Below are 23,281 nucleotides of genomic sequence, written 5' to 3' on the forward strand. Positions count from 1 at the left end.
TATTGTTTTTATGATTTTAATTATTGTATTCTGCCTATTTGCATTCATTATTTTCTATACTTACTTAGGGTATGGCATCTTAATTTGGTTTCTGGTTAAAATCAAAGAAGTTTTAAAACCACAAAGCAAGAATAAATTGCAAGATGTAGAGTTACTCGATATAACCTTGCTGATTGCAGCTTATAACGAAGAAAATGTTGTGGTCGAAAAAATGGTCAATATAGAGTCATTGGATTATCCAAAGGAAAAGCTCCACGTTGTCTGGGTTACTGATGGTAGCACAGACAGTACAGTAGAAATGCTAAAGTCGTATCCTAATATAAAAATCTTGCATAAACCTGAACGTGAAGGAAAAACTGCTGCCATAAACAGAAGCATGTCTTACATAGATACTCCTATTGTTATATTTACAGATGCAAATGCTATACTAAACACTCAAAGTATAAAAGGGATAGTATCCTTATTTGCAGACAGTAAAGTAGGTTGTGTAACAGGAGAAAAAAGAGTAAACATAGAATCAAAAGATAACGCTTCGTCTAGTGGCGAAGGATTTTATTGGCGTTACGAATCTGTATTAAAAAGTTTAGACTCTCGTTTATACTCTGTAGTTGGTGCTGCAGGCGAGTTATTTGCGATAAGACGTGATTTGTTTGAATATATTCCAAATGATACAATTCTTGATGATTTCGTCTTGTCTCTAAAAACAGCAGAAAAAGGTTATCGCATAGCGTATTGTTCCGAAGCATATGCAATAGAATATAGCTCCGATTCGATGATAGAAGAAGAAAAAAGAAAAGTAAGAATTGCAGCAGGAGGACTACAAGCTGTATGGAGATTACGTACTCTACTTAATATATTCAAGTATGGAGTTTTAAGTTTTCAGTACATATCCCATCGCGTGTTGAGATGGACCATAACACCTTTGGCTCTTTTTGCTCTATTACCTCTTAATGTATTACTTTGCATACAAACCTACCCGACTTGTACATTGCCTGCTATATTATTAATATTACAAGTTATTTTCTACTCATTAGGTTTTATCGGATATACACTTGCTAAAAAGGAGATAAAAAATAAGGTGCTGTTTATTCCATATTATTTTATTTTTATGAACTTAAATGTCATAAAGGCATATTCTTATTTAAAGAAAAGAAGTAATAGCGGAATATGGGAGAAGGTTAAAAGAAAATCTACTCAAAATAGTTAAATTGGAGAAATCAAGATACCAAGAAAGAACCTAATTATAGAGGCTCACTACATTTATTACAACTCCCTTTTATTAATATCTCACATTCATCAGATTTAAATCCTTCCGGTAAGTTATACTTTTTTAAAGATATATTATCGAGACAAGTTATTGAAAGACACCTTTTACAATAGAAATGAGCATGATCTTTTTTATTGACTGAAAGATGAACATCATTCAGTACATATTTTGTTATGTTATCAACTGTAATTTTATGTATGATTTCAGTTTCCAATAATGTTTGGACTGTGCGATAAAAAGTTATACGGTCGTAAAGATCTCCCATCTCCAGCTTTATATCACCCTCGGTTAAAGAAATACTTTTCTTTTGCAAAATATTAATCAGCATAACTCGCTGAGCTGTTTTCTTTAACCCCTTATTCCTGAGTAAATCTATTGCATTCATAATATCAATCTTTATGGCTAAACAAAAATACCACAAAAACAAAGATCACACAAATTGATAAAATATAAATATTGAAACAATGTTGCATTTAAATAAAATTTATATATTTGCAATCTCCTAGTCAAAATTCAGATTCGGTGTGAGACAATATAAAGCAAACAAAATTATCTTGGCATGGCTATTAGCGGCTATATTCATAACTCCGCTTATAGTTAAGGGTATTCATATTTATAAAGATGAGTGCTATGAAAAGCATTGTTCACACGCTAACGATAAACATAAACCGCAACATAATAACAATACATGTCAGGTTTGTAAGCAGACTTTATCTTTATTTACTGAAGCTAGCTTTTGTATTTCAGATACAATACAAGTAGTATATACTAACCGGATATACTACTTATATCTGGAAAATGGATATAATTCTATACCTCAACTCAATTATCTACGAGCACCTCCCTCTATTAAAAACACATTTTCCTCCGGGATAATTCTATCCCAACTTTATTCGTAAATTATTTTTAATAAAAACAAATATTTATATGTATATCCGAATAATTCGGATTATGCTCTTACTTCTATTTGTATTGCCCTTGTATAGTCAACAAACTGACTCTATCAAACAGATAGAGTTAGAAAGTATTACTATAACTGCAACATCTTATAAGACATCGAGTAAACTTAACTCAGCTCTGTCGATAGAAGTAGCAGACAAGGATTTTTTAAGAAATCACTTTACAGGCAATCTTATACAAGCACTTGAGCATATACCGGGAGTGCGTTCTATGGATATCGGCTCCGGATTTTCCAAGCCCATGATACGGGGAATGGGATTCAATCGTATTTCTGTAAACGAAAACGGAATCAAACAGGAAGGCCAACAATGGGGTAGCGATCACGGATTAGAGATTGACGCATTTAACATCGAACGAGTCACTGTCCGCAAAGGGCCATCCTCACTCCTCTATGGAAGCGATGCGATGGGTGGCGTAGTGGAAATAACTCAAGCTCCCCCACCCTTCGACAATCAGATTTTTGGTGAAGCTATGGTACTAGGCAAAAGTGTAAATGAAACATTCGGCGGTTCTGTATTATTAGGTCTGAAAAAAAGTGCATGGTATACAAAGTTTCGATATTCCGAACAGCGTTTTGGAGATTATCGCATACCTACAGATACCATTGTCTATCTTACACAGAAAATTCCAATATATAATCGGAAGTTGAAGAATACAGCCGGTATTGAGCGTAATATAAGTTCATACACCGAATACCGTAGCGGAAAGTATTATTCAAATTATTCAATAAGTAATGCTTATCAAAAAACAGGATTTTTTCCCGGAGCACATGGCATACCTGACATATCTCGTGTACAGGACGATGGAGATGACCGTAATATTGAATTGCCATATAGCAAAGTGAATCATTTGAAAATAACATCACGCCAGCAATATATATGGGATAAACTCATTGGATATTGGGACGTTGGATATCAGAAGAATCACAGAGAAGAGTGGAGTAAGTTCCATACTCATTATGGAACACAAGCACCTCCCGACAAAGATTCGGATAAAGAGTTGGCTTTCACTCTCGACACATATAGTTCTTCTATTAAGCTGAAAACAATAGCCTCAGCCACATGGGAATATAATGCCGGGCTTGATATTCAATATCAACAAAATCGTATATCTGGATATTCATTTCTCTTACCCAGATACAATAGATTTACAGGTGGAGTATTTGGTATTGCTACATGGAGGCCATCAGAGCAGCTTAGCTTTAGTGGAGGTATTCGCTACGATCATGGAAATATAGACATATCAGCATATAGTGATCCTTACCTAGAAACATATCTGCAAGAAATGGGATATGACAACGAACTGATAAAGCAATATAAGTGGCGTAGCTATGCAGTAAATCGCAACTTTGGAGACTTTTCGGGATCGCTCGGTATTATATGGAATCCGAATATCTATCATCTTATAAAGGCGAATATAGGACACAGTTTTCGGCTTCCCGGGGCGAATGAGTTAGCAGCAAATGGAGTACATCATGGTACGTTCAGGCACGAACAAGGAGACCCATCTCTTAATTCGGAAAGAGGATGGCAGCTAGATGCATCTTACTTGTATGAAAACAAGAGCATTTCTTTTTCCATCACTCCATTCTTTAGCTGGTTTAGTAATTACATTTTTCTGAAACCAACAGGCGAATGGTCTGTACTCCCTCATGCGGGACAGATATATCGATATACGGGTGCTGAAGCTATTTTTGCAGGAACTGAGATGTCTTTCAGTATAGACTTGTTCCCACATCTGAAATATTCCTTCACAGGTGAGTATGTATATACTTACAACCTTGATGAGAATACTCCTTTAAGTTTCTCGCCGCCGGCATCTATGCGAAATACAATTACATGGAAAAAGAATCAATTCCAAATACATGCTGAATTGTATAGCATTGCCAGTCAAAATAGAGTGTCAAAGAACGAAAGTACAACATCAGGGACCAATTTAATTAATCTCGGAGGAAATATAAACATACCGATATATAACACAATGATAGATATCAGTTTATCACTGCGAAATCTATTGAATACTAAATATTATAACCACTTAAGTTTTTACAGAAAAGTCGAGATTCCAGAACCGGGTCGCAACTTTCAATTATCAATTAAAATACCTTTTAAAAATAAATTAAAATGAGAACAATTATTAAAATCCTATTCCTATCAATTATTAGTATAATAACATCTATATCATTTACTTCTTGTAGTAATGATAACGATGGAGATACAACTCCACCTGCGATCAATCTAACTGCTCCGGCAGAAGGTGCTGTATTAAAGATTGGATCAGATATTCATTTCGACATGGAATTATCCGACAATGAAATGTTATCTTCCTATAAAGTAGAGATACATAACAACTTCGATGGTCATAACCATACAAAATCGTTAAAAGCCGAAGATGGTACTACCGCATTTGCTTTTCAGAAAACATGGAGTGTAGCCGGACAAAAAACAGCAAAAATACATCATCATGAAATAATCATACCGGAAAATGCAACCCCTGGTAATTATCACTTGATGGTATATTGTACAGACGCCGCCGGGAACGAATCGTATGTTGCACGTAATATTGTATTAAGTCACGACGGAGAAGATGATGACCATGATCATGATCACTAGATAAAAGCCCCTTTATAAGTAAAACCTCAGTATAGCTCAATAAAGTATACTGAGGTTTTCTTCTGAACTCAACAATTTTATTTACAGCAAAATAAACTCTTATACAATAACTTAACAAGTATTTTATTTGTAATTCAGATTCTAAATCAAAGAAAAGGTTAGTTCAGACACGCCATTTCCAATCTCAATAGAAGATTTTGTTTTATCCAAATCAAGCCCATTCACTTTACTCTTGTGAGCATTAGCTGGTACGATAACCGTTGCGCTGCATCCCACAGGAAGTGTAACATTCATTTTCATCACAGTATCTTCGAGCGACCAATCAACCGATACTTTTCCATACGGTGAGTCTACCGATGTTTTTGCCCACGTAACACCTTCTGGAATCTGAGGTTCAATATATACATGCTTGTAGCCGGGATTTTTCTCATCAGTACGAATACCGCCCAATGCCTGATAGAACCAAGAACCTATAGCGTTATAACAATTATGAATACGGCTTCTCTCACCGCTCCAGTATTCCCATGTGGTAGAAGCTCCATTATCTATCATATGCAGATAGCCTGGGTAGTCACGTTTTTTCAGCATGGAATATATAAAGTCTGCCGATTTGTTTTCTATAGCCCATCTGGTCAGAATAGAAACGCCCACCAATCCTACTGCTATATGATCATTGTATTTCTCTTTTGTTTCTCTGAACAGTTGATCTTTCACTTTATCATAAACGTCCGAAGGCGTTACTCCTACAAGCATTGGATACGACATATCAAGCTGTGAACCTGTAGAGTACATGTTCTTATCAGCATCAAAAAACGTTTTATGCAGTAGCTGATCCAAAATGACTTTTCGCTGAGCAAAATCTTTTGCTTCATCAGGTTTATTCAGCACTGTGGCTATTTTTTCCATTATACCGAAGCAATCACTTACAAAACAGTTGTTCACGAGATTTATAGATAATTCCGACCCCGAATCGACACCTATCGGAGCTAGCCAATCGCCTAAAAACCAATCGCGGTAAGGTGTATCCGGCCAACGCTTCAATAGACCATCTACTGTATATTTTTCTACATATTTCAACCATTCCTTCATCGCAGGGTAATATTGCTCTATCAGTCTGGAATCATTATAGTTGACGTAAATTCTCCACGGCGCAACGATAAAAAATCCACACCAATACGGGCCACCTCCACCCGCTCCGGGATTAGGGGCAACATGGGGCAGACTTCCACCTTCGCACATAGAGTCATCCCAAGCTTGCAGCCAGTTCATAAACAGAGGCGATACATCATACATTGTTTGAAGTGTCTCCAGCGACGAATTACCGTCCCCGCCATATCCGGCTCGCTCTAAATGGGGACAATCCACCATATAACCTGAAAAAGTAAGGCAACGCATCGTGTATTTAATCATATTATGAATCGCATTCAGGTCGAGATCGGAGCATTCAAAAGATGACCTGTCTCGATAGTCGGTATGTATAAGATATGCCTTTATATCTTCTTTTACAGGTTTTTCCTTCAAATGTGAAACTCTTACATACTGAAAAGCATGATGATTAAATTTATTTTTGAATACCTCTTTGCCTGTACCGGAAGCGATATAAATATCACTTTGTCCCTGATCGAGAAAATTGCCATCCTTATCCAAAAAATCAGTATATTCGAGTAGTATCTCATGCCCTTCGGGTAATTTTGGAAAATGAATCTCAAACCAACCGTTCAACGCTTTTCCCATATCCACAAGCCATGTACTATCACCCAGTTGCTTAATATTTTTAGGTATGAATATTTCTTGTATCTTGTTTGGCTGAGTCATTTCAGGCGAAGCCTTGTGTCCGGGTAAATTGACTTCTACTACCTGAGACCATGTCATACAATTGAGCGTACTTGGTGATAAATCAATCGGGGTAAGTTTACGATCCAGACGTTCGCCTTTGAATTGTAAGGCTTGCCATGTACCTGTATCCATATATCCACTCTGAGAACCTAGCCAAGAAGAATCTGTAGTCAATATGGTATTCCAATTTTTGTTATATAAAATATCCAACTGAGCCTTTACAAGCGGGCCATCATGATCGGTGCCGAATGTTGTCTTCTTATACCAGCCGCTACCAAGCCAGATAACCAATTCGTTTTCACCTTTCTTCAAATAGTTGCTTACATCGTATGTTACAATAAGTGATCTTTTATTCAATTGCGAAACTGCGGGAGAAAGGACATCATCACTTACTTTCGTTCCATTGATATATATTTCGTGATAGCCTAAGGAATTGATATGTAAAAACGAAGTCCCTGTATTCTCAATCCTGAACTTTTTCCTTAACAAAGGGGTTTGTGTGTTTCCTGCACCCACAGGCAAGCCGATATAGCTGCCTTGCATTTTATCATTACCCACTATTCCGATTCCAAACCGTGCAATATCGCTCCAATCAGAAACTTCACCTTTATCATTCCATATACGAACCCGCCAATAGCATAACAACCTTGATGATAAAGGACGTCCATTATAAGAGACCATTACCGACGAGGAAGAACGCACTTTTCCCTGATTCCACAAATCAGCTTTATTATTCAAAAGAGCAATACTGTCCGATGCTACTTGTATTTCATAAAACCGTTGTTGCATTTGTCCTTTGGAATATGCTATTTTCCAACTAAAATGAGGATTTACATTATCTATAGCATTCGGATTTATAAGATTCTCACACCTCAGGTCTGTAATACCTATCAAAGAGCGGGCATTACAGATCGGGTGTATAAGCATCGATATAATTATCAAAAAAATATGATAGTATGATTTTCCCATGATTAAAATATTTATTCTTTTCCCTTTTCCGGATCATATACAGCTACAGCCACGCGCGAATCGGCACATCCATAGTATAAATACCATTTTTTACCATAAAACACTAACCCTTCAATAAACACCGTTCCGGCAGGATACTGTCCGCTTTTTTCAAAATCAGCTTGGGGAGTATAAAAAGGCTTATCAAGTTGCCCGAGTAGCTTAGTCGGATCTTTCAAATCAAATAAAGCTTGCCCTGCGCAATAAGAATTGGCAGTATACAAAGTATCACCTTCTATTCCGTCTGCATTCTTACCATTATATAGCAACAAGATCCCCTTCTCGGTCATCACTGCCGGAGGGCCACATTCGGTAAGCGAGCTATCGAACTTTCCTTTACGAGGCTCTATTACTTTCAAGAAATCTCCGTCTTCGGTCAATAAAGGAGTCCAGTTTATCAAGTCTTCTGACGTTGCTACATTTACAAATTTCTCACCCCAGTACATCCAGTATTTTCCATCAATTTTAGCAATCACCTGTTTTCCGTCTACCAGTTTGGTAACAATTGATGCTGATTTCGAAAAATCATCTTTAAATCTCCCATTATAAGCTTTTGTAAATACCGGTCCATGTTTCTCCCATGTATGTAAATCTCGAGTAGTAGCTACCGCCAAACGAGCTTGTTTTCTATTCCATTGCGTATAAAACATAACATACATACCATCTTCAGTCACAGCCAGACGCGGATCTTCACAACCACCGGGCCACTCTAGCTCTTTTTGGCTATCATTGTCAGGGTAGAATGCAGGTATAGATTTTCGTTGAAAATGAAGCCCGTCTTCCGACCAAGCATATCCCAAGCGGGATGTACGTCCACCTATGCCCTGCCCCGACTTATCTTCTGCACGGTAAAGTACTACTATTTTACCATCGTAGATAGTTGCTGCCGGATTGAAGGTGTCATTCGATTCCCAATCAACAGAGTCCTTTGTTATCGGACAATAAAAACGGGTTGTGCTATCAGGTGAGATAATCGGATTAATACCTTCAGGACGCTGAAAATCAGTCCATGCCCAATCTGGAAATTCCGCAACCTTTTCCGATTTTTTTTTCTCATTACAAGAGATCAATGTAATCACTGCTACAAAGAGAATTACTTTAAAAATACTATTTTTCATTGATTTATATTTTAATTATTTTTCTATTTGCATGAATCAAAAATATGAGATTTACATACGCTTAAAAAGTGACACCATCCAAAAGCACACATCAACATCATAATCAAATATATAAGCCCCAAAAGGTGACAAAAGTGACAGATCTAAAGCATATATTTAAACTGTTACGTTATTTAAACATAAAACTCTTATTATCTGCACTATATAGATAAACAAAAAGAAATAAAGTTACAATCGTATTTAGTCAATACGAAGGTCTCTGTCACCTTATTTTTCGCTATATACTACTCAAATCTCTATGGAAACGAAGGAGCGTCTACCTTAGTTCCCCATTGCAAATTGGACTTATCCGAAGTAGAATATTCAAGTGTACCTCCGTTAGATATATCATCCCAATTTATCCATGTATTATCATAAGGTTTACCATCGAAGTTCAAAGAACGAATATAAATATCTTTTTCTGAACCACCTTTTATCAATAAATCTCCTTTTCTGAGGTGTACTTTTATCGATTTAAAAATCGGCGTATTAATTGAAAAGCCCCCAACTCCCGGGATTTCGGGATACAATCCTATACATGCAAAAACATACCACGCCCCCATCGTTCCCAAATCATCATTACCGGGAAGTCCATCTACCTGATTGAAGTATTGCTCATTCAAAATACGGTTTACTACTTTCTGGGTTTTGTCAGGGCGTCCGGCCCAGTTGTATATCCAAGGAATATGAAAACTCGGTTCGTTGCCCGAAGCAAACCAATCGTCATTATAGCCTGCATCCAATCGTCTAAACAAATCATCGAGACGAGCCACAGCATTCGTTTTCCCTCCTATCAACTCTACTAATCCACCCAGATCATACGGGACCATCCAAAAATAGTTTTTATATGTAGACTCACGGAAATCATCCCCTAATGACTTCCACGAACCGTCTGCATTACGTGATTGCAACCACCCTGTTGCAGGATTATATAGATTTTTCCACGAACGTGCAAAATGAAAATACCGCCAACTGGCAAACTCATCACCACAGGCATATAAAGCAAACCGGGCTATAGCAAAATCAGCAGAAGTATACTCCAGTTGTTCCGATGCATTGTAGTATCCTTTATCAAGATACTGTTTCAATCCGGGACGCACTTCTACCTTCTGAGACATAGAGCCCGAAACCTCTGCTCCATGCTGCATTATCTTAAAAATAGGCTTCGGGTTATAATTCCTCGCACCAAAAGCCCAAGCATTCGAAATTAGTATAGAACTAGGGTCTCCCTGCATGATACCTGTTTCCACATTTGCCATCACCCAACGGGGAAAACCTTCGCCACCTGTTTGTTCAGCAAACAACTGATGAGAAATCACAACATCGGATGCCACATCGGGATCGAGCATAGCAAGCAACTGTATCTGAGTACGGTATGTATCCCAGTTGCTAAAAGATGTATAATGCTTCGATTTACTTTTATGTACCTTAAAATCAGCACCCATATAGTCTCCATTCGTATCACTACATACATTGGGATGAATAAGAGCTCTATATAGATGCGTATAAAACTGAGTAATGCGCTCGGGGTTTGTACCCTCAACCTCTATCTTAGCTAAATATTTATTCCATTTTTTTTCGGCCTGATTCTTAATGACATCAAAATTCCATGCTGAATTCTCAGCTCTCAGGTTTTCTCTTGCATTCTCAACCGATACGTACGAAACGCCTATTTTGTATTGTATCACTTTATTCTTACTCATATCGAAAGTGAAGAATACTCCTGAGTTCTTACCTTCTGCAAAAACAGACTTCTCTCTTATTTTATCATCTTTCCAGGTTCCTACCTCAATAGCATTCGTATCAAATTCGGCTACAAAGTAAACTTTATAAGGTGTTGGATATCCACAAAAAGTACCTCCTTGGGCATATCCTTCGCAAGTATTCACACCAGTAATTACAACTGTTGCGTTTTCTGTATTTGTAGCAGCCACTCCTGCCCCGATTATAATAGTACCAAAGCTTTCATTCGAGGAGTATTCATAACGCGCCATTCCTGTTCTCTCGGTCACAGTAAGTTCGGCCTTAATATCATCCTGAACCTTAGCTTGATAATAACCGGCATGTCCTTTCTCTTCTGATAAGTTTATCCTATAGCTGATAATATCATCAGGTGACATCCGCAACTTTCCTTTTACCGGAAAAGTAGGAAAATTTCCCATGTGTTCGCATCCACCGCCACTTAATTGATTAATAACAAAACCGGATTGCTTGGAAAAATAAGTTGGGGTAAATTGTACCATTCCAAAAGGGTAAGTTGCGCCGGGATACATATATCCGGATGCCAACCCCACACCTTTGTTTCCGATGAGGGTGTTCACCCGACTTGCATAATCTATGCCTGTCGTTTGAGAGTTTACAATAAAGGGTACAATAAGAAAGAAGGATAAGAGCAACAATCTATTTTTCATACAGTTTATTTATTATTATATGGAATTACTTCCAGTTTATAGCCATTTTCAGGTAAAAGCGAAGCTCCAAATTCTATTTCCAGATTCTTACTTTCCCCTTGTCTGAGGGTAAAATAATTATCATTCATTATGACAGGCAAAATACGTTCTCCGTCAGAAGTTCTATATGGTTGCACATTTATAGCAAAAGCAAGAGATGATTGAGCCACATGTTCTTCTTCCGGCAAAACTGGCGTATTAAATTCGCCCCGATACAAGAAATTTCTATTCATTATTTGGATTTATATCTGTTTACTTTTTAGACAGAGAAAATGGAGCAGCGTCTTTTGTAATTCCTCTCCCTTTATTCGGCTGGCTTCCCATTGTATATTCAATAGTTCCTCCATTTACGATAGCTTTGTAAGTAATGTAATTCTTATTTAACGAATTCCCATTGAGCTTAACGGATTGGACATATATATTATCGTTACTGTTATTATTTGCTTCTATAACAAACTTCTTTCCGTCTTCCATCGTAATTGTAGCTTTTTTGAATAGCGGACTACCCAATACATATTCATCCGTACCGGGACAAACAGAATAGATACCAAGCGCGCTCAGTACATACCACGAAGCCATACCTCCTTGATCCTCATCACCCGGATAACCTTTTTCTGTAGAATTATATAGTCTATTCATAATTTGGCGAGCCCAGTATTGGGTTTTCCATGGTTGTCCTGCATACGAATACATATATATCATATGTTGAATAGGCTGGTTGCCTTGTGCATATTGTCCCATACCTGCAAGTTCCATCTCTTTCATTTCGTGGATAATGCCACCGTATGTACCGGGTTTTATAATATTAGGTACAGTAAATACCGAATCCATTTTCGAGACCATATTTTCTGCACCGCCAAACAAGTCGATCAGTCCCTGCACATCGTGAAAAACAGACCAAGTATAATGCCATGCATTCCCTTCGCAGTAAGGACCACCCCAAACAAAAGGATCGAATGGTTCCTGCCACTTTCCATCTTTGTCTTTGCCTCTCATAAAACCAACTGTAGGATCAAAGACATTCCGATAGTTGTACATCTGTCTTTCAAAAACATCCATATAGAACTTATTTCCTGTCATTCGTGCCAATTCATACCCACACCAATCATCATAGGCATACTCCAATGTTTGTGCTGTAGATCCCGACGACTCCGGATAAGGCACATATCCCAACTGAAAATATTCTTTCCAAAAAATACGACCGTTAGCACCTCCCCACGGGCCTTTATTCATTGCCTCATGTGCATAAGCTTTTAGCGCACGATCAGGATCAAAAGTGCGAATGCCTTTTGCCCATGCATCAGCAAGAAGCGAGATTGCATGATTGCCGATCATACCACCTGTTTCTCCCGGTTGCGACCACGATGGCAACCAACCACATTGATCGTGAGCATCAAGCAAAGCATTCATATACCGCCCCTGCATGGTAGGATGAAGGATATTGGTCAGAGGAAACTGAGTGCGGAAAGTATCCCAAAATCCATTGTCGGTATACATATAGCCGTTGTATATCTTGCCATCGTAAGGACTGTAATAGTATGGCTCATTATTTTCATTACGCTCGTAAAATTTGCGTGAAAAAAGGTTTGCACGGAAAAGACAGGAGTAAAATGTCCTAATCTGTTCGTCGGTTCCTCCTTCAACAATTACTCTGTTTAATAATTTGTTCCAAGTTTCCGCTCCTCTAGCTTTTGTCTGTTCAAGGTTCTTATCGCTGCCTAATTCCCTATTTAACGTAAGTATAGCTTGTTGTTGACTAATGTAAGACGAAGCTGCTTTAGCCTGCACCTTTGCTCCTTTTTTGAACTTTAGATATACACCTGCTCCCTTACCTTGGCGGTAAATCTCGGCAGGAAATGTCTTATCATTTTGATTTTCCCATGTTCCATAAGCATCGAAAGGCTTATCGAATTGAACGACAAAATAACTACGGAAATTCTCAGCGTTATTTACAAAACGCTGATTATTTACCCAGCCGGTTATCTGTCTTTTTTGCGAATCTATCTTAACCTCACTCATATCGGTATAACCATCAAGCACGAGATAAGCATCTCCGTTTCCGGGAAATGAGAATCGGAGGTGTACACCTCGTGTGGTTGGCGCCATCTCGGTAGTAATACCATTATCCAACGTAACTTTATAATAGTGAGGTTTGGCTATTTCATTACTATGACTAAACTTCGAGGCTCTTTTTTCCTGATTCACCTCTAATGCACCTTCCATCGGCATAAATGAATACACTGCATAATCGCTTACCCACGGACTGCATTGATGTGCCTGTTGGAATCCACGTATTTTATCTACAGAATACTGGTACTTCCATCCTTCTCCATTGACCCCGGTCTGTGCCGACCATGTATGCATAGCATAAGGCATAGCAGTAGTGGCATATGTATTGCCATAACTAAGACCGAAATGAGAATCGGTTCCCTGTAATGTATTTACATACTGTACCAAATCTTTTAATTGCGCTCCGGCATATATTGTTTGCAATAGCGCGGCGGCAATAAATAAGGCTTTTCGTACTTTCATATTATATTGTATTTATAAGTAAAACGAATCAAGACTGAATATTTACCTTTTAGCGCCGAGCGAAGCGAAGATTCTTTTTAGCCTACTCCCAACCATTAATAAGAGAGACAAGAACTTCGCTTCTTATAGTATCAAAATACTATTTAGCCCGGCTTATACTAAAAGCTATTCTTTTGATACCCATCCTTAAAAGGACATCAAAACACCAAAATTGATAACACGTTGATTCATATAAGCATCACCGGCCGAGTTTGTTTGTATTTCGGGGTCTTGCTGATATTTATCATAATTTGTTTTAGTGAACATATTATACGCATTCACATAAAAGCGTGTGCTTTGTATTCCTTTAGGCAATACACTTTTTGGTAATTCATAACCTAAATCGATTGTTTTGAGACGAATATACCATGCGTTTACCAACCAGAAATTAGACATGTACGCCTCACTACTACTAATAGTAGAAAGATTGGTTGTTAAACGAGGAAATTGGATATCTCCTCCATTCTCATATTTTTCGGCAGTCCAACGTTTCTCGTGAATTGGCTGAAACTGGCTCTTGAAAGATTCAATACCTGTTCCTACTACGCTGAAGCTATAATCGAATGATCCTTGAAACAATAGACTGATAGAGAAACCTTTGTATGATCCACCTATAGTCCAACCCAATGTAGTAGTAGGTAAGTTAGGCTTACCAATGGCTCCCTTGTCAAAGTCGTCGATGATACCATCATCATTCAGGTCTGCATATTTAAGGTCTCCGGCCGATACAGGAATATTCGGTACAGGAATCTTATTCGGATTGCCTGCATTGATTTCTGATATATCGCTCGGTGTATAATATCCTACCCATGTATAGCCGAATGGTTGCCCAATAGGCTTACCGGTCTCCGACAGCCATGAATATCTCTGCTGAGCCTCAGCTTTATATTTTACCTTATTCTTCGCATAAGAGAATACAAAGTTGGTAGAGAAATTAAAGTCGCCAAATTTATCATTGTATGAGATTTGTCCATCAAAACCGTGATTTGTAGTTTCCCCAACATTTGTACGAGGCAAGCCTATACCCAACAGCAACGAAACATCACTTCTTTCTACTAACTGGTCGTAACGGTAATCGTAAAAATAATCTATTGTAAACGATAATTTGTTACGGAACATACTGGCATCTATACCCACGTCAAATTTGCGAGCTTTTTCCCATGTAACATATTCATTTCCTAAAGAACCTTCCCTGTATGATGCCACTCCAATTGGAGTTTCGCCAAAAGAATAGCCATAACCTTGCTCATATACTTGTTTGTATAAATAGCGGTTACCGGGTGTTATATCAGATCCCACAAGTCCGTAAGAAGTTCTTATCTTCAACATATCAATTTTATCGTTAAATCTTTTCTGAAAAAAAGGTTCTTCTCCGATATTCCACCCCAAAGCAACAGCAGGAAAGAAGCCGAAACGATTGTTTTGACCAAAACGGTCGGTTCCGTTGTAAGCCGTATTAAAGTCAAACATATACCGGTTCTTATAATTATAGTTGATCTGTCCTGTATATCCCTGAAACTTTGCAGGCACTTCGGCACTAGCAAGTCCATTTTTGTCTGTAATACTACTTTCCCTATTGTATAATATCATCCCTTTAATTGTATGATCTTCGTTAAAGGTACGTTCGTAATTAACAAAGGCCTGTATATTCAAATTTCTGATGGCTTTGTTTGTTCCGGCATTGAGTATATAATTTTCATAAGCATACGAATTGGCTGTCGGATTGATCGTATAAGTATCTGTCGCACTGTTATAGTGGTAAGTAGGATACATCTTACTATCTCTCCTCATAGCCCTGTAATTCTCATCTATACTCGAATATGCCACGCGAGCCATTGTAGAAAGTCCTTTAGTTATGAAACTCAGATCTTGTGAAATATCAAACAGTATATTTGAGTCGAAGCGCCTAGTCCGAGTATAACCTTCATTTGCCAGACGTGCATTCAATGTAGGGTCTTTACTGTCGGTCAAGAAATAATTATGATAAGCATATGTTCCGTTCGGATTCATAAAAGGAGCTGAGAACGGAGTCATTTTCCTGAAATTATAGATTTCGCCTACCGCATTCAAACTATTCGGCTCGTTAATATTCATAAACCGTGACGACATATCTAAACGTACTTTTGTAGTAGAAGTAACATCGAAGTCAAGGTTGCTTCGAAAGTTAAACCTACGATAGAAATAATCGGTATTCACTTCTTCTTTTGGATCTTTGAAATTACGGGTTAAACCGTTTTGAGAGAAGAAACCGCCTGTGACAAAGTATCGTAATCTTTTTGAACCACCCGAAATATCCATGTTCACATTTTGCTGTGTAGCAACATCTTTGAAGATTGTTTTATACCAATCTACATCCGGATGCCCGTATGGATCGTCTCCCAACCTGAAATGTTCAAGATCGGCATCTGTAAAAGGCTTACTGTTTCCCAGCCCATCGTTTTCAAAAGCTTCATTCGTCAATGATGCTGCCTGATATGCGTTCAAGAATTTAGGTCTACGAATAGGCATGGTTAATCCACCCTCTGCTCGTACATTTATATGCGGACGCCCTTCTTCACCCCGACGGGTTTTGACAACCAAAACGCCATTAGCTCCTTTGATACCATAAATAGCTGTAGTAGAAGCATCTTTCAACACAGAAATACTCTCTATTTCATTTACATTGATCTGTTGCAGCTGATCGTAAGTATATTGTACATCATCGACAATAATCAACGGACGGTTTCCATCCGAGTTTAATGAGCTGGCTCCACGGATAAAAAAGTCAGAAGCATCTTTCCCCGGTTGTCCGGAACGTTGCTGCGAAAAGAAGCCGGGTAATTTACCCGTCAAAGCATTTTGTACACTCGATGTTGGCACGGCACGTATTTCGTCAGCCGACACGGCACTTACCGATCCGGTGAGCGTAATTTTCTTTACTTTACCATAACCAACTACCACTACTTCGTCCAAAGTTTTCTGATCTGATTCGAGTACAATATCAACGACCTTTTGATTCGTTATCTTAACTACTCGTTTTGCGAATCCGATAAAAGAGAACGATACCTGATCACCTGATTTCACGGTTAATATATAATTACCGTCTACATCGGTCATCGTACCATTTGTTGTTCCATCAACAGTCACACTAACACCTGTCAAAAGCTCCCCGTCTGTTGATGATACTTTACCTTTCAATTGGAACTGTTGTTGACCAAAAGCAAAAGCAAAGATTTGTATACTTATAAATAATAAAGTCAGTCTTTTCATATCAATTTATGTATTAAGAATTGATAAACACGGCTTTGTTACCAGCCCGGGTTTTGAACCATATTACTGTTTTTGTTTACTTCGCTATATGGTATCGGATATAAATACCTTTTAGGATCGAATTTAGCATCAAGAACATCAATATGTTCTGTCAGTATATTTCCGGCCTTCATCACCAAGGCCAATCCTTTGAGTGGTTGATTAAATATATCTTCAGCTGTTTTCCAACGGCGAATATCATAAAAGCGGTGTTCTTCAAATGCCATTTCAATTCTTCTTTCGTTACGAATAATTTCTCTCATCTCCAAACAAGTTACATTGTCGGATATACCATAAGTACCATCATCGCCATCAATACCGGCTCTTTTTCTTATACTCCTTATGTATTCGATTACTTTAGCATCAACTGTAGTTTTTGAAGATGCAAGGTCATATTCATTCTTTGCTTCGGCATAATTGAGAAGTATTTCGGCATAACGGAATAATACCCAGTTGCGAAGAAGCCCTGTATATTCTGTTTTATCCTCATAATTTCCCATAAATTTACGCAGGTAATAACTCGTTTTGGTTGTAGCATCGGTTGATCCGGTCGGATTGCTTCGCCCTCCGATATATGTATGCAATGTTGTACTCAGCCACTGAGAGCCATTATGCAACACAGTATAATCGAGGCGAGGATCACGATTGTCATACATCCACTGCTCAGAATAAACGTATTTAGTACTTTGTCCTATTGGTTTCCCATCTTTCATAGGAAAAGCGTCCACCAGATTTTGAGTAGGACTGGTACGACCGTTTCCTTTAGCATTGCTTGAAAATCCTACAGGTCCATTATTCTGCTCCACATCTCGCTTATCAAGCGCACCTTGCACATGGAAGATGACTTCGTTTGTTACCGGTCCGTAATAATTGAGGAACACATCTTTGAAATTATCCATCAACCCATATCCGCCATAACGTCCTGAAGGCCCCCAATCGTTGATAAAATCTTCTGCAGCCTCCGCAGCTCTAGCCCAACGAGCCGGATCATATGTATCATAACCTACGTATGGATTAGCAGCCTGAACCGGAGATTCGTTAAATAATGGACTAGCCGCATACAACAGTACCCTTGCCTTGAGAGCCATAGCTGCTCCTGCCGTTACCACATGACCATCGGCTCCAATATTGGCAATAGGAACTGAACGTAAACTATCCTTAACATTATCAAGTTCGCTTACAATATATTCGATGCACTCATCAAACGTATTTCTCGGCAACTCCATCGGTTCGCCCAATTCGTATGGTATATCACCAACCAAAGACACACCTCCATAGCGTTTTACTAGTTCGAAGTAATAATAAGCTTTTAGAAAGCGTGCTTCCGCCTTTAGGGCTCTGTTTAATGGTACATTTGTTGCTACATGGTTATTATATGTTTGTAGGAAAGGTACCACATCTATATTGTTGATAAATGTATTTGCCCGACGAATGCCTCTGTAATAGTTAGCCCATCCCATATCAGCAAGACGAGTAAAAGCCGAATAACGCCCTATTTGCAACTGGTATATCTGATTTTCGGAAAAAGATGACGTAATAGCATCATCGGATGCAGCATCAAGATAGTCTCCCTCGATGGCATTATGCCCATATCGTAAAACACTATAAACGTCATTTAAATATTTCTTCGCATTTACTCCCAATGAGTCTGTAGAAGAAAATACATATTCGAGAGTGAGTTTTTCCACAGGAACATCCTCGTAATCGTTACATGACCACAATGTGAGCGATAGACCTATCAGCACAATATATAATTTGTTTTTGATCCGTATATTCATGTCTTTCATTTTTAGAAAATATTAGAATTTAATATTAATTCCTGTATTGAAGCCACGTAATGCAGGGTAGCTTCTAAAGTCGATAACTTCAGGATCAACCAACCCGAAAGCCGATTTTGTCCATAGATTTTGTCCACTGACAAAGATTTTGACTTTTACTCCCCCCAGATAGTTTCTCGAAAATGAATCAGGAAAAGTGTAGGCTACATTCAGATTTTTTAATCGTATATAATTTCCCGACTTCAGCCAGAATGAATTACTCATACCACTTGGAGCTACATTATAATTAGGGCTGGTAGAAAGTCTTGGGAAAAGAGCTGTTTCTGCCGTTTCGGGAGTCCAGCGTCTCAGAGTATGCTCATATGCCTGACTATAGGTATTACCCCAAGCAATGAAGCCTGTAGCATATTCCCATCCTGCGTCCGGGAAATATATCTCGCGATTATATGCACCTTGAAACAAAGCCGATAGTTCAAATCCTTTATATTCGAATCCCAGATTCAATCCGAAAAAAGATAGAGGTTTATTACCGCCAATCACAGTCTGATCATATTCATTGATTTCTCCGTCTCCATTCATGTCTTTATATTTCAAGTCGCCGGGAACGATCTTATACCCCGATATGACAGGGCTATTCGCTACTTCCTCACGTGTTTGGAAAAAGCCCTCGGAAATAAGTCCGTAACGTGTACCCACCGGATTGCCTGTTCTGCGCATATAATCGTAAGGAACATTTTGTTCGTCCATAAATAGGATCTTGGACTGAGTAATACTCCAATTTCCGGTGACATAATAATTGAAGTCGCTGATGTTATTCTGATAAGTTACAGACAAATCGACTCCCTGATAACGGACTTTCCCGATATTTTCGCTCGGATAGTTCAAACCTATCAGCTCAATACTTTTTCCTCTGGTCATCAATAAATCAAAATACTTATCACTATAAAAGTCACCCGTAATCTGCAATTTATTATTAAACAAGCTGGCATCCAGTCCCAGATTCAATTTATAGGCTCTTTCCCATGTCAGATTCGGATTAGCCAAACTATTATTGGTTTCGATAAGTCCAAGTGCCGGATCTGAATACCATGAAGTATAGCTCGATCCTTGAGGATAAGAAGTGCTTGCCACTGCATTTATATCAGTGTCGTATTGTTGCCTCCATGTATAATAATTGCTACGGCTTATACTGTTTCCGGTTTCACCGAATACTCCACGCAGCTTTAGTTTATTAACCCAGTCAACAGATTGCATAAATGTTTCCTTGCTAATATCCCAGCCTAAACCAAAGGCATAGAAAGTTCCCCATCTTTTACCCGGCGCATACCTGTTGAGGTAACTCTGTGATATTGCTGCCTGAGCAAAATATTTATCTCCATAATTATATTTAAATTCTCCATTGATGTTAGCGGGTACTTCAGGCAATTGATAATTATCCAAAACTTGTTTTATATCAGCTGATACATTTCCTTCTATAGAGTGCACTGTATTTAGCTTCTTTTTATAATTCAGAGTAACCTGTCCGAAGAAATGTTGAAAATTAGAAACTCCTACAAAGTCATTTTTCTGAGTTACAATAGAACCAAAACGTTCATAATCACCTCCCGATCCGTCGGAATATGGAATATATTGATATACCGGCTCTTGCTTGTTACGAAACAAAGCACTACGGCTCTGAGAAGAAACATTTCCAACGGCAGTGGCCGATAAGCCTTCAGCAAGCCAAGACATATCATGATCGATGACAATATTACCATATCCGTCACGCATCATATCTTTTATATAACCTGAACTTATGGTTTTCGCCATCAGATTATTCTGATAGTTATTATTACCTCCATAAGATCCATTCGGGTTATAGATCGGGTAAACTCCACCGGGAAGACTGTATACATCATTCATTATGCTGCTCAATCCGGCTCCCGGCTGATTACCTTCCTCTATACGCCCTATTATAGTAGCACTCATTTTCAGGTTATTCAAGACATTCACATTGATCTTGGATGTCACCATATAACGTTCGTAAGAAAGATTGGTATTGTAACTGTTTTTAGAATCTTCACGAAGTAATCCATCCTCACCAAAATACCCTAAGCTGACAAAATACTGAGCTGTTTTATTTCCTCCGGTAGCATTCAGATTATAGGATTGTATATTCGAACTACTCTTTAATATCTGGTCGTTCCAATTTACGTTTGGATATGCTGTTGGATTGCTTCCATTACGGAAAGATTCTATATCACTTGCCAAGTAAAGCCCTTTCTTTCCATCATTCACAAGGGCTTCGTTCAACAGATATGCCCATTGGTAAGAAGGAAGGGGTTTTAGTGTTTTTATCGGCTCCTGAACACCATACCTGCCCGTAAATGAAATTTTAAACCCATCACCCACTGATTTCTTCGTTGTCACATATAATACTCCACGCGAACTTCGTCCTCCTAAAAACATAGATGACAAAGCATCTTTCTGTATAGAAACCGATTCGACACTCTCCATATCGAGGTTAAATAATTCGCTCTGAAATCCATCTACTATTACAATAGGAGAATTTGCTCCCCGCATAATAAAACTGTATTGTGTATTATCATTGTACCCGACTTTGGAATCATCAGCCAAAGCTCCAATGAAATTGTTTGTTATTACACTCGGATCGGTAAACGTATTCCGATATCCTCTGGTTTGAGAAACATACAATCCCGGAAGTCTCCCGGCTAATGCACCCAAAATATTAGCAGATAATGTGGGTGTTATCTCATCTGTATATATAGTAGAAGCTGCACCCAGATAACTTTGTTTAGAGACTGTCTTTCCGTAAGGAATATCCAAATTTTCAGGATTTTTCAGCTTCTTTTCTTCCATAACTATTTTTAACACCTTACCTTTTGGCATATCCTTCGAAATTTTAATTTCTTTCACCAAATAAGCCGGATGTGTAAGGATAAGTGTAGCTCCTGTACCAGCATCGATAGTGAATGTTCCGGTTTCATCGCTAGTTGCCTTTCCAACAGTCGATTTAACTGATACTTCTACACCGGATACAGGTTTTCCATATAGATCTACTACGACGCCCGAAAAGCCTGAAGTACCGGTATTTGTTGCCACATCCTCTTGGGCATAGGCAGCCTCATATCCGCAAAACAACAATACTACCATAAGCAGAAAACAACTCCTGCTTACTTTTTTATATATTGAATTATACATAAATTCTTGTTTTTAATTTTATACATTAATTTCACTTGCAAACAAAGTAGTATATGAATGGCTCTATCGGCCTTCCGGGACGTACCAATTCTTCCTCATAGCCCGGCTCCATAGCTCCCGCCACCTTATCATCATATTTGGAGACGTAGAGGCTTCCATCTTTGTTTGTGAAATAGTATTCGATACGCGTAATAGTCTCGTTGGACGGAACACTAAAATATCCTTCGGGCCATACTGTCCTGCTCCACATGACTCCCCATTGAGAATCTTTTACCAATTTTGTTTTATCGGAAATCTCATTTACGGTATACGTATTCCCTTCTGTTGTATATGCTTTGGCGTTCAGGTATATATCCGTTTCATCTATCAAAGGGTTATTATAATAATCACCGATATACTTGAATGTTAAAATATCGTTTTGAGTAGCATTACCCGGCGTTGCCTGATAAAAGTGATATTGGCAAAAATCGATAGGTTCAGCACCTTCTCCGTCGGTTACGTCAAAGCAGTCTCCCCACATTACCTTCCAACGATCTTCATCTGTTCCCATGCCGTCTCCGTCATAATTGACAAAGAATCCTATTTTAGCTCTTAAATTGTCAGGCCCTGTCTTTATTTTTATCCTTACTTTTACAAATAAGGTATATGCATTTGATCCATTGAAAATTGTCCACGGATCATCAGCCTGAAATGCAACCCATTGGGTGTCATCCAAAATATTTGGATTACGTCCCCCTACAGCATTGAGAAGCGCTTGGCTCCAAGTAAGACCAGGTTGGCTTTTAGGAGAAGTACCTTCGGGAATTGGCGACATTTTGTATTCGGTGCCCAAATCTTCATTATTTTCCCATGTCAATATTGCAGACTTAGCCTCTGTCCATACTTTTGGCACATTAAGAGCTACAATTAGCCGATGAGTTTCATTGTCATAATTTGATGCGCATTTTACATACATGATATATTCGGCATATTCACCCGCTTTCACTGAACTTGTTTTATAGATAATCGGCGAATTATTGTTCTGATATTCATCCTTAAATACATCTCCATGGTTTTCATACCATGCTATACCGCAAGAAATAAATATAATAAGAACCAACAGGCAGCCTAATATTTTATATATCAATATTTTGTTCTTTAATTTTAGTTTCAT

The 23,281-nt window shown here is 38.4% G+C and carries 12 protein-coding genes and 1 pseudogene; 3 read left to right on the forward strand and 10 right to left on the reverse strand.

Annotated elements, in window-relative coordinates:
* Positions 1-10: 10 nt before the first annotated feature.
* Entirely contained in the window at positions 11-1,207 is a 1,197-nt protein-coding gene (locus HMPREF9456_RS10865; protein WP_006843577.1) for a glycosyltransferase family 2 protein, read from the forward strand.
* 34 nt (positions 1,208-1,241) lie between these two features.
* On the opposite strand, the gene HMPREF9456_RS10870 is transcribed toward HMPREF9456_RS10865, so the two are convergent.
* Positions 1,242-1,652, reverse strand: a complete 411-nt coding sequence (locus HMPREF9456_RS10870) for a Fur family transcriptional regulator (RefSeq protein WP_006843578.1) — start codon at positions 1,650-1,652, stop codon at positions 1,242-1,244.
* 542 nt (positions 1,653-2,194) lie between these two features.
* Here HMPREF9456_RS10870 and HMPREF9456_RS10875 point away from each other — a divergent pair.
* Together HMPREF9456_RS10875 and HMPREF9456_RS10880 are read left to right on the forward strand one after the other, a co-directional pair.
* Entirely contained in the window at positions 2,195-4,354 is a 2,160-nt protein-coding gene (locus tag HMPREF9456_RS10875) for a TonB-dependent receptor (protein ID WP_006843579.1), read from the forward strand.
* Entirely contained in the window at positions 4,351-4,839 is a 489-nt protein-coding gene (locus tag HMPREF9456_RS10880; RefSeq protein ID WP_006843580.1) for a DUF4625 domain-containing protein, read from the forward strand. Before HMPREF9456_RS10875 ends, HMPREF9456_RS10880 begins: the two co-directional genes overlap by 4 nt.
* Before the next feature lie 141 nt (positions 4,840-4,980).
* Here HMPREF9456_RS10880 and HMPREF9456_RS10885 read toward each other — a convergent pair whose 3' ends face one another.
* From HMPREF9456_RS10885 to HMPREF9456_RS10925, 9 genes and pseudogenes are all read right to left on the reverse strand, one after another.
* A complete protein-coding gene (locus tag HMPREF9456_RS10885; protein WP_006843581.1) occupies positions 4,981-7,644 on the reverse strand; it encodes a family 78 glycoside hydrolase catalytic domain in 2,664 nt (887 codons plus the stop codon).
* An 11-nt stretch (positions 7,645-7,655) separates the two neighbouring features.
* Positions 7,656-8,801, reverse strand: a complete 1,146-nt coding sequence (locus HMPREF9456_RS10890; RefSeq protein ID WP_006843582.1) for a glycoside hydrolase family 130 protein — start codon at positions 8,799-8,801, stop codon at positions 7,656-7,658.
* Between the two features lie 296 nt (positions 8,802-9,097).
* Complete coding sequence (locus HMPREF9456_RS10895) at positions 9,098-11,251, reverse strand: GH92 family glycosyl hydrolase (protein ID WP_006843583.1); 2,154 nt, start codon at positions 11,249-11,251, stop codon at positions 9,098-9,100.
* Between the two features lie 5 nt (positions 11,252-11,256).
* Positions 11,257-11,445, reverse strand: a pseudogene (locus HMPREF9456_RS10900) (hypothetical protein); the annotation flags it as partial.
* 97 nt (positions 11,446-11,542) lie between these two features.
* The gene (locus HMPREF9456_RS10905; RefSeq protein ID WP_006843585.1) at positions 11,543-13,822 is read right to left on the reverse strand and encodes a GH92 family glycosyl hydrolase; all 2,280 of its coding nucleotides are present in this window, start codon (positions 13,820-13,822) and stop codon (positions 11,543-11,545) included.
* A gap of 186 nt (positions 13,823-14,008) precedes the next feature.
* Positions 14,009-17,110: a SusC/RagA family TonB-linked outer membrane protein gene (locus HMPREF9456_RS10910; protein ID WP_006843586.1), complete on the reverse strand. Its 3,102-nt coding sequence runs from the start codon at positions 17,108-17,110 to the stop codon at positions 14,009-14,011.
* A 38-nt stretch (positions 17,111-17,148) separates the two neighbouring features.
* The gene (locus HMPREF9456_RS10915) at positions 17,149-18,936 is read right to left on the reverse strand and encodes a RagB/SusD family nutrient uptake outer membrane protein (RefSeq protein WP_018074994.1); all 1,788 of its coding nucleotides are present in this window, start codon (positions 18,934-18,936) and stop codon (positions 17,149-17,151) included.
* Between the two features lie 12 nt (positions 18,937-18,948).
* Entirely contained in the window at positions 18,949-22,128 is a 3,180-nt protein-coding gene (locus HMPREF9456_RS10920) for a SusC/RagA family TonB-linked outer membrane protein (protein WP_006843588.1), read from the reverse strand.
* A 31-nt stretch (positions 22,129-22,159) separates the two neighbouring features.
* Positions 22,160-23,281 carry a DUF4961 domain-containing protein gene (locus HMPREF9456_RS10925; RefSeq protein ID WP_006843589.1) on the reverse strand — a complete coding sequence of 374 codons (1,122 nt, stop codon included), beginning with the start codon at positions 23,279-23,281 and terminating at the stop codon, positions 22,160-22,162.

This window comes from Dysgonomonas mossii DSM 22836 (assembly GCF_000213575.1).
GTDB classification, from domain to species: domain Bacteria; phylum Bacteroidota; class Bacteroidia; order Bacteroidales; family Dysgonomonadaceae; genus Dysgonomonas; species Dysgonomonas mossii.

Coding starts and splice junctions, on each gene's coding strand:
- HMPREF9456_RS10865 (WP_006843577.1), top strand. CDS start 11: ATGATTTTAATTATTGTATTCTGCCTATTTGCATTCATTATTTTCTAT.
- HMPREF9456_RS10870 (WP_006843578.1), bottom strand. CDS start 1,652: ATGAATGCAATAGATTTACTCAGGAATAAGGGGTTAAAGAAAACAGCT.
- HMPREF9456_RS10875 (WP_006843579.1), top strand. CDS start 2,195: ATGTATATCCGAATAATTCGGATTATGCTCTTACTTCTATTTGTATTG.
- HMPREF9456_RS10880 (WP_006843580.1), top strand. CDS start 4,351: ATGAGAACAATTATTAAAATCCTATTCCTATCAATTATTAGTATAATA.
- HMPREF9456_RS10885 (WP_006843581.1), bottom strand. CDS start 7,644: ATGGGAAAATCATACTATCATATTTTTTTGATAATTATATCGATGCTT.
- HMPREF9456_RS10890 (WP_006843582.1), bottom strand. CDS start 8,801: ATGAAAAATAGTATTTTTAAAGTAATTCTCTTTGTAGCAGTGATTACA.
- HMPREF9456_RS10895 (WP_006843583.1), bottom strand. CDS start 11,251: ATGAAAAATAGATTGTTGCTCTTATCCTTCTTTCTTATTGTACCCTTT.
- HMPREF9456_RS10905 (WP_006843585.1), bottom strand. CDS start 13,822: ATGAAAGTACGAAAAGCCTTATTTATTGCCGCCGCGCTATTGCAAACA.
- HMPREF9456_RS10910 (WP_006843586.1), bottom strand. CDS start 17,110: ATGAAAAGACTGACTTTATTATTTATAAGTATACAAATCTTTGCTTTT.
- HMPREF9456_RS10915 (WP_018074994.1), bottom strand. CDS start 18,936: ATGAAAGACATGAATATACGGATCAAAAACAAATTATATATTGTGCTG.
- HMPREF9456_RS10920 (WP_006843588.1), bottom strand. CDS start 22,128: ATGTATAATTCAATATATAAAAAAGTAAGCAGGAGTTGTTTTCTGCTT.
- HMPREF9456_RS10925 (WP_006843589.1), bottom strand. CDS start 23,281: ATGAAACTAAAATTAAAGAACAAAATATTGATATATAAAATATTAGGC.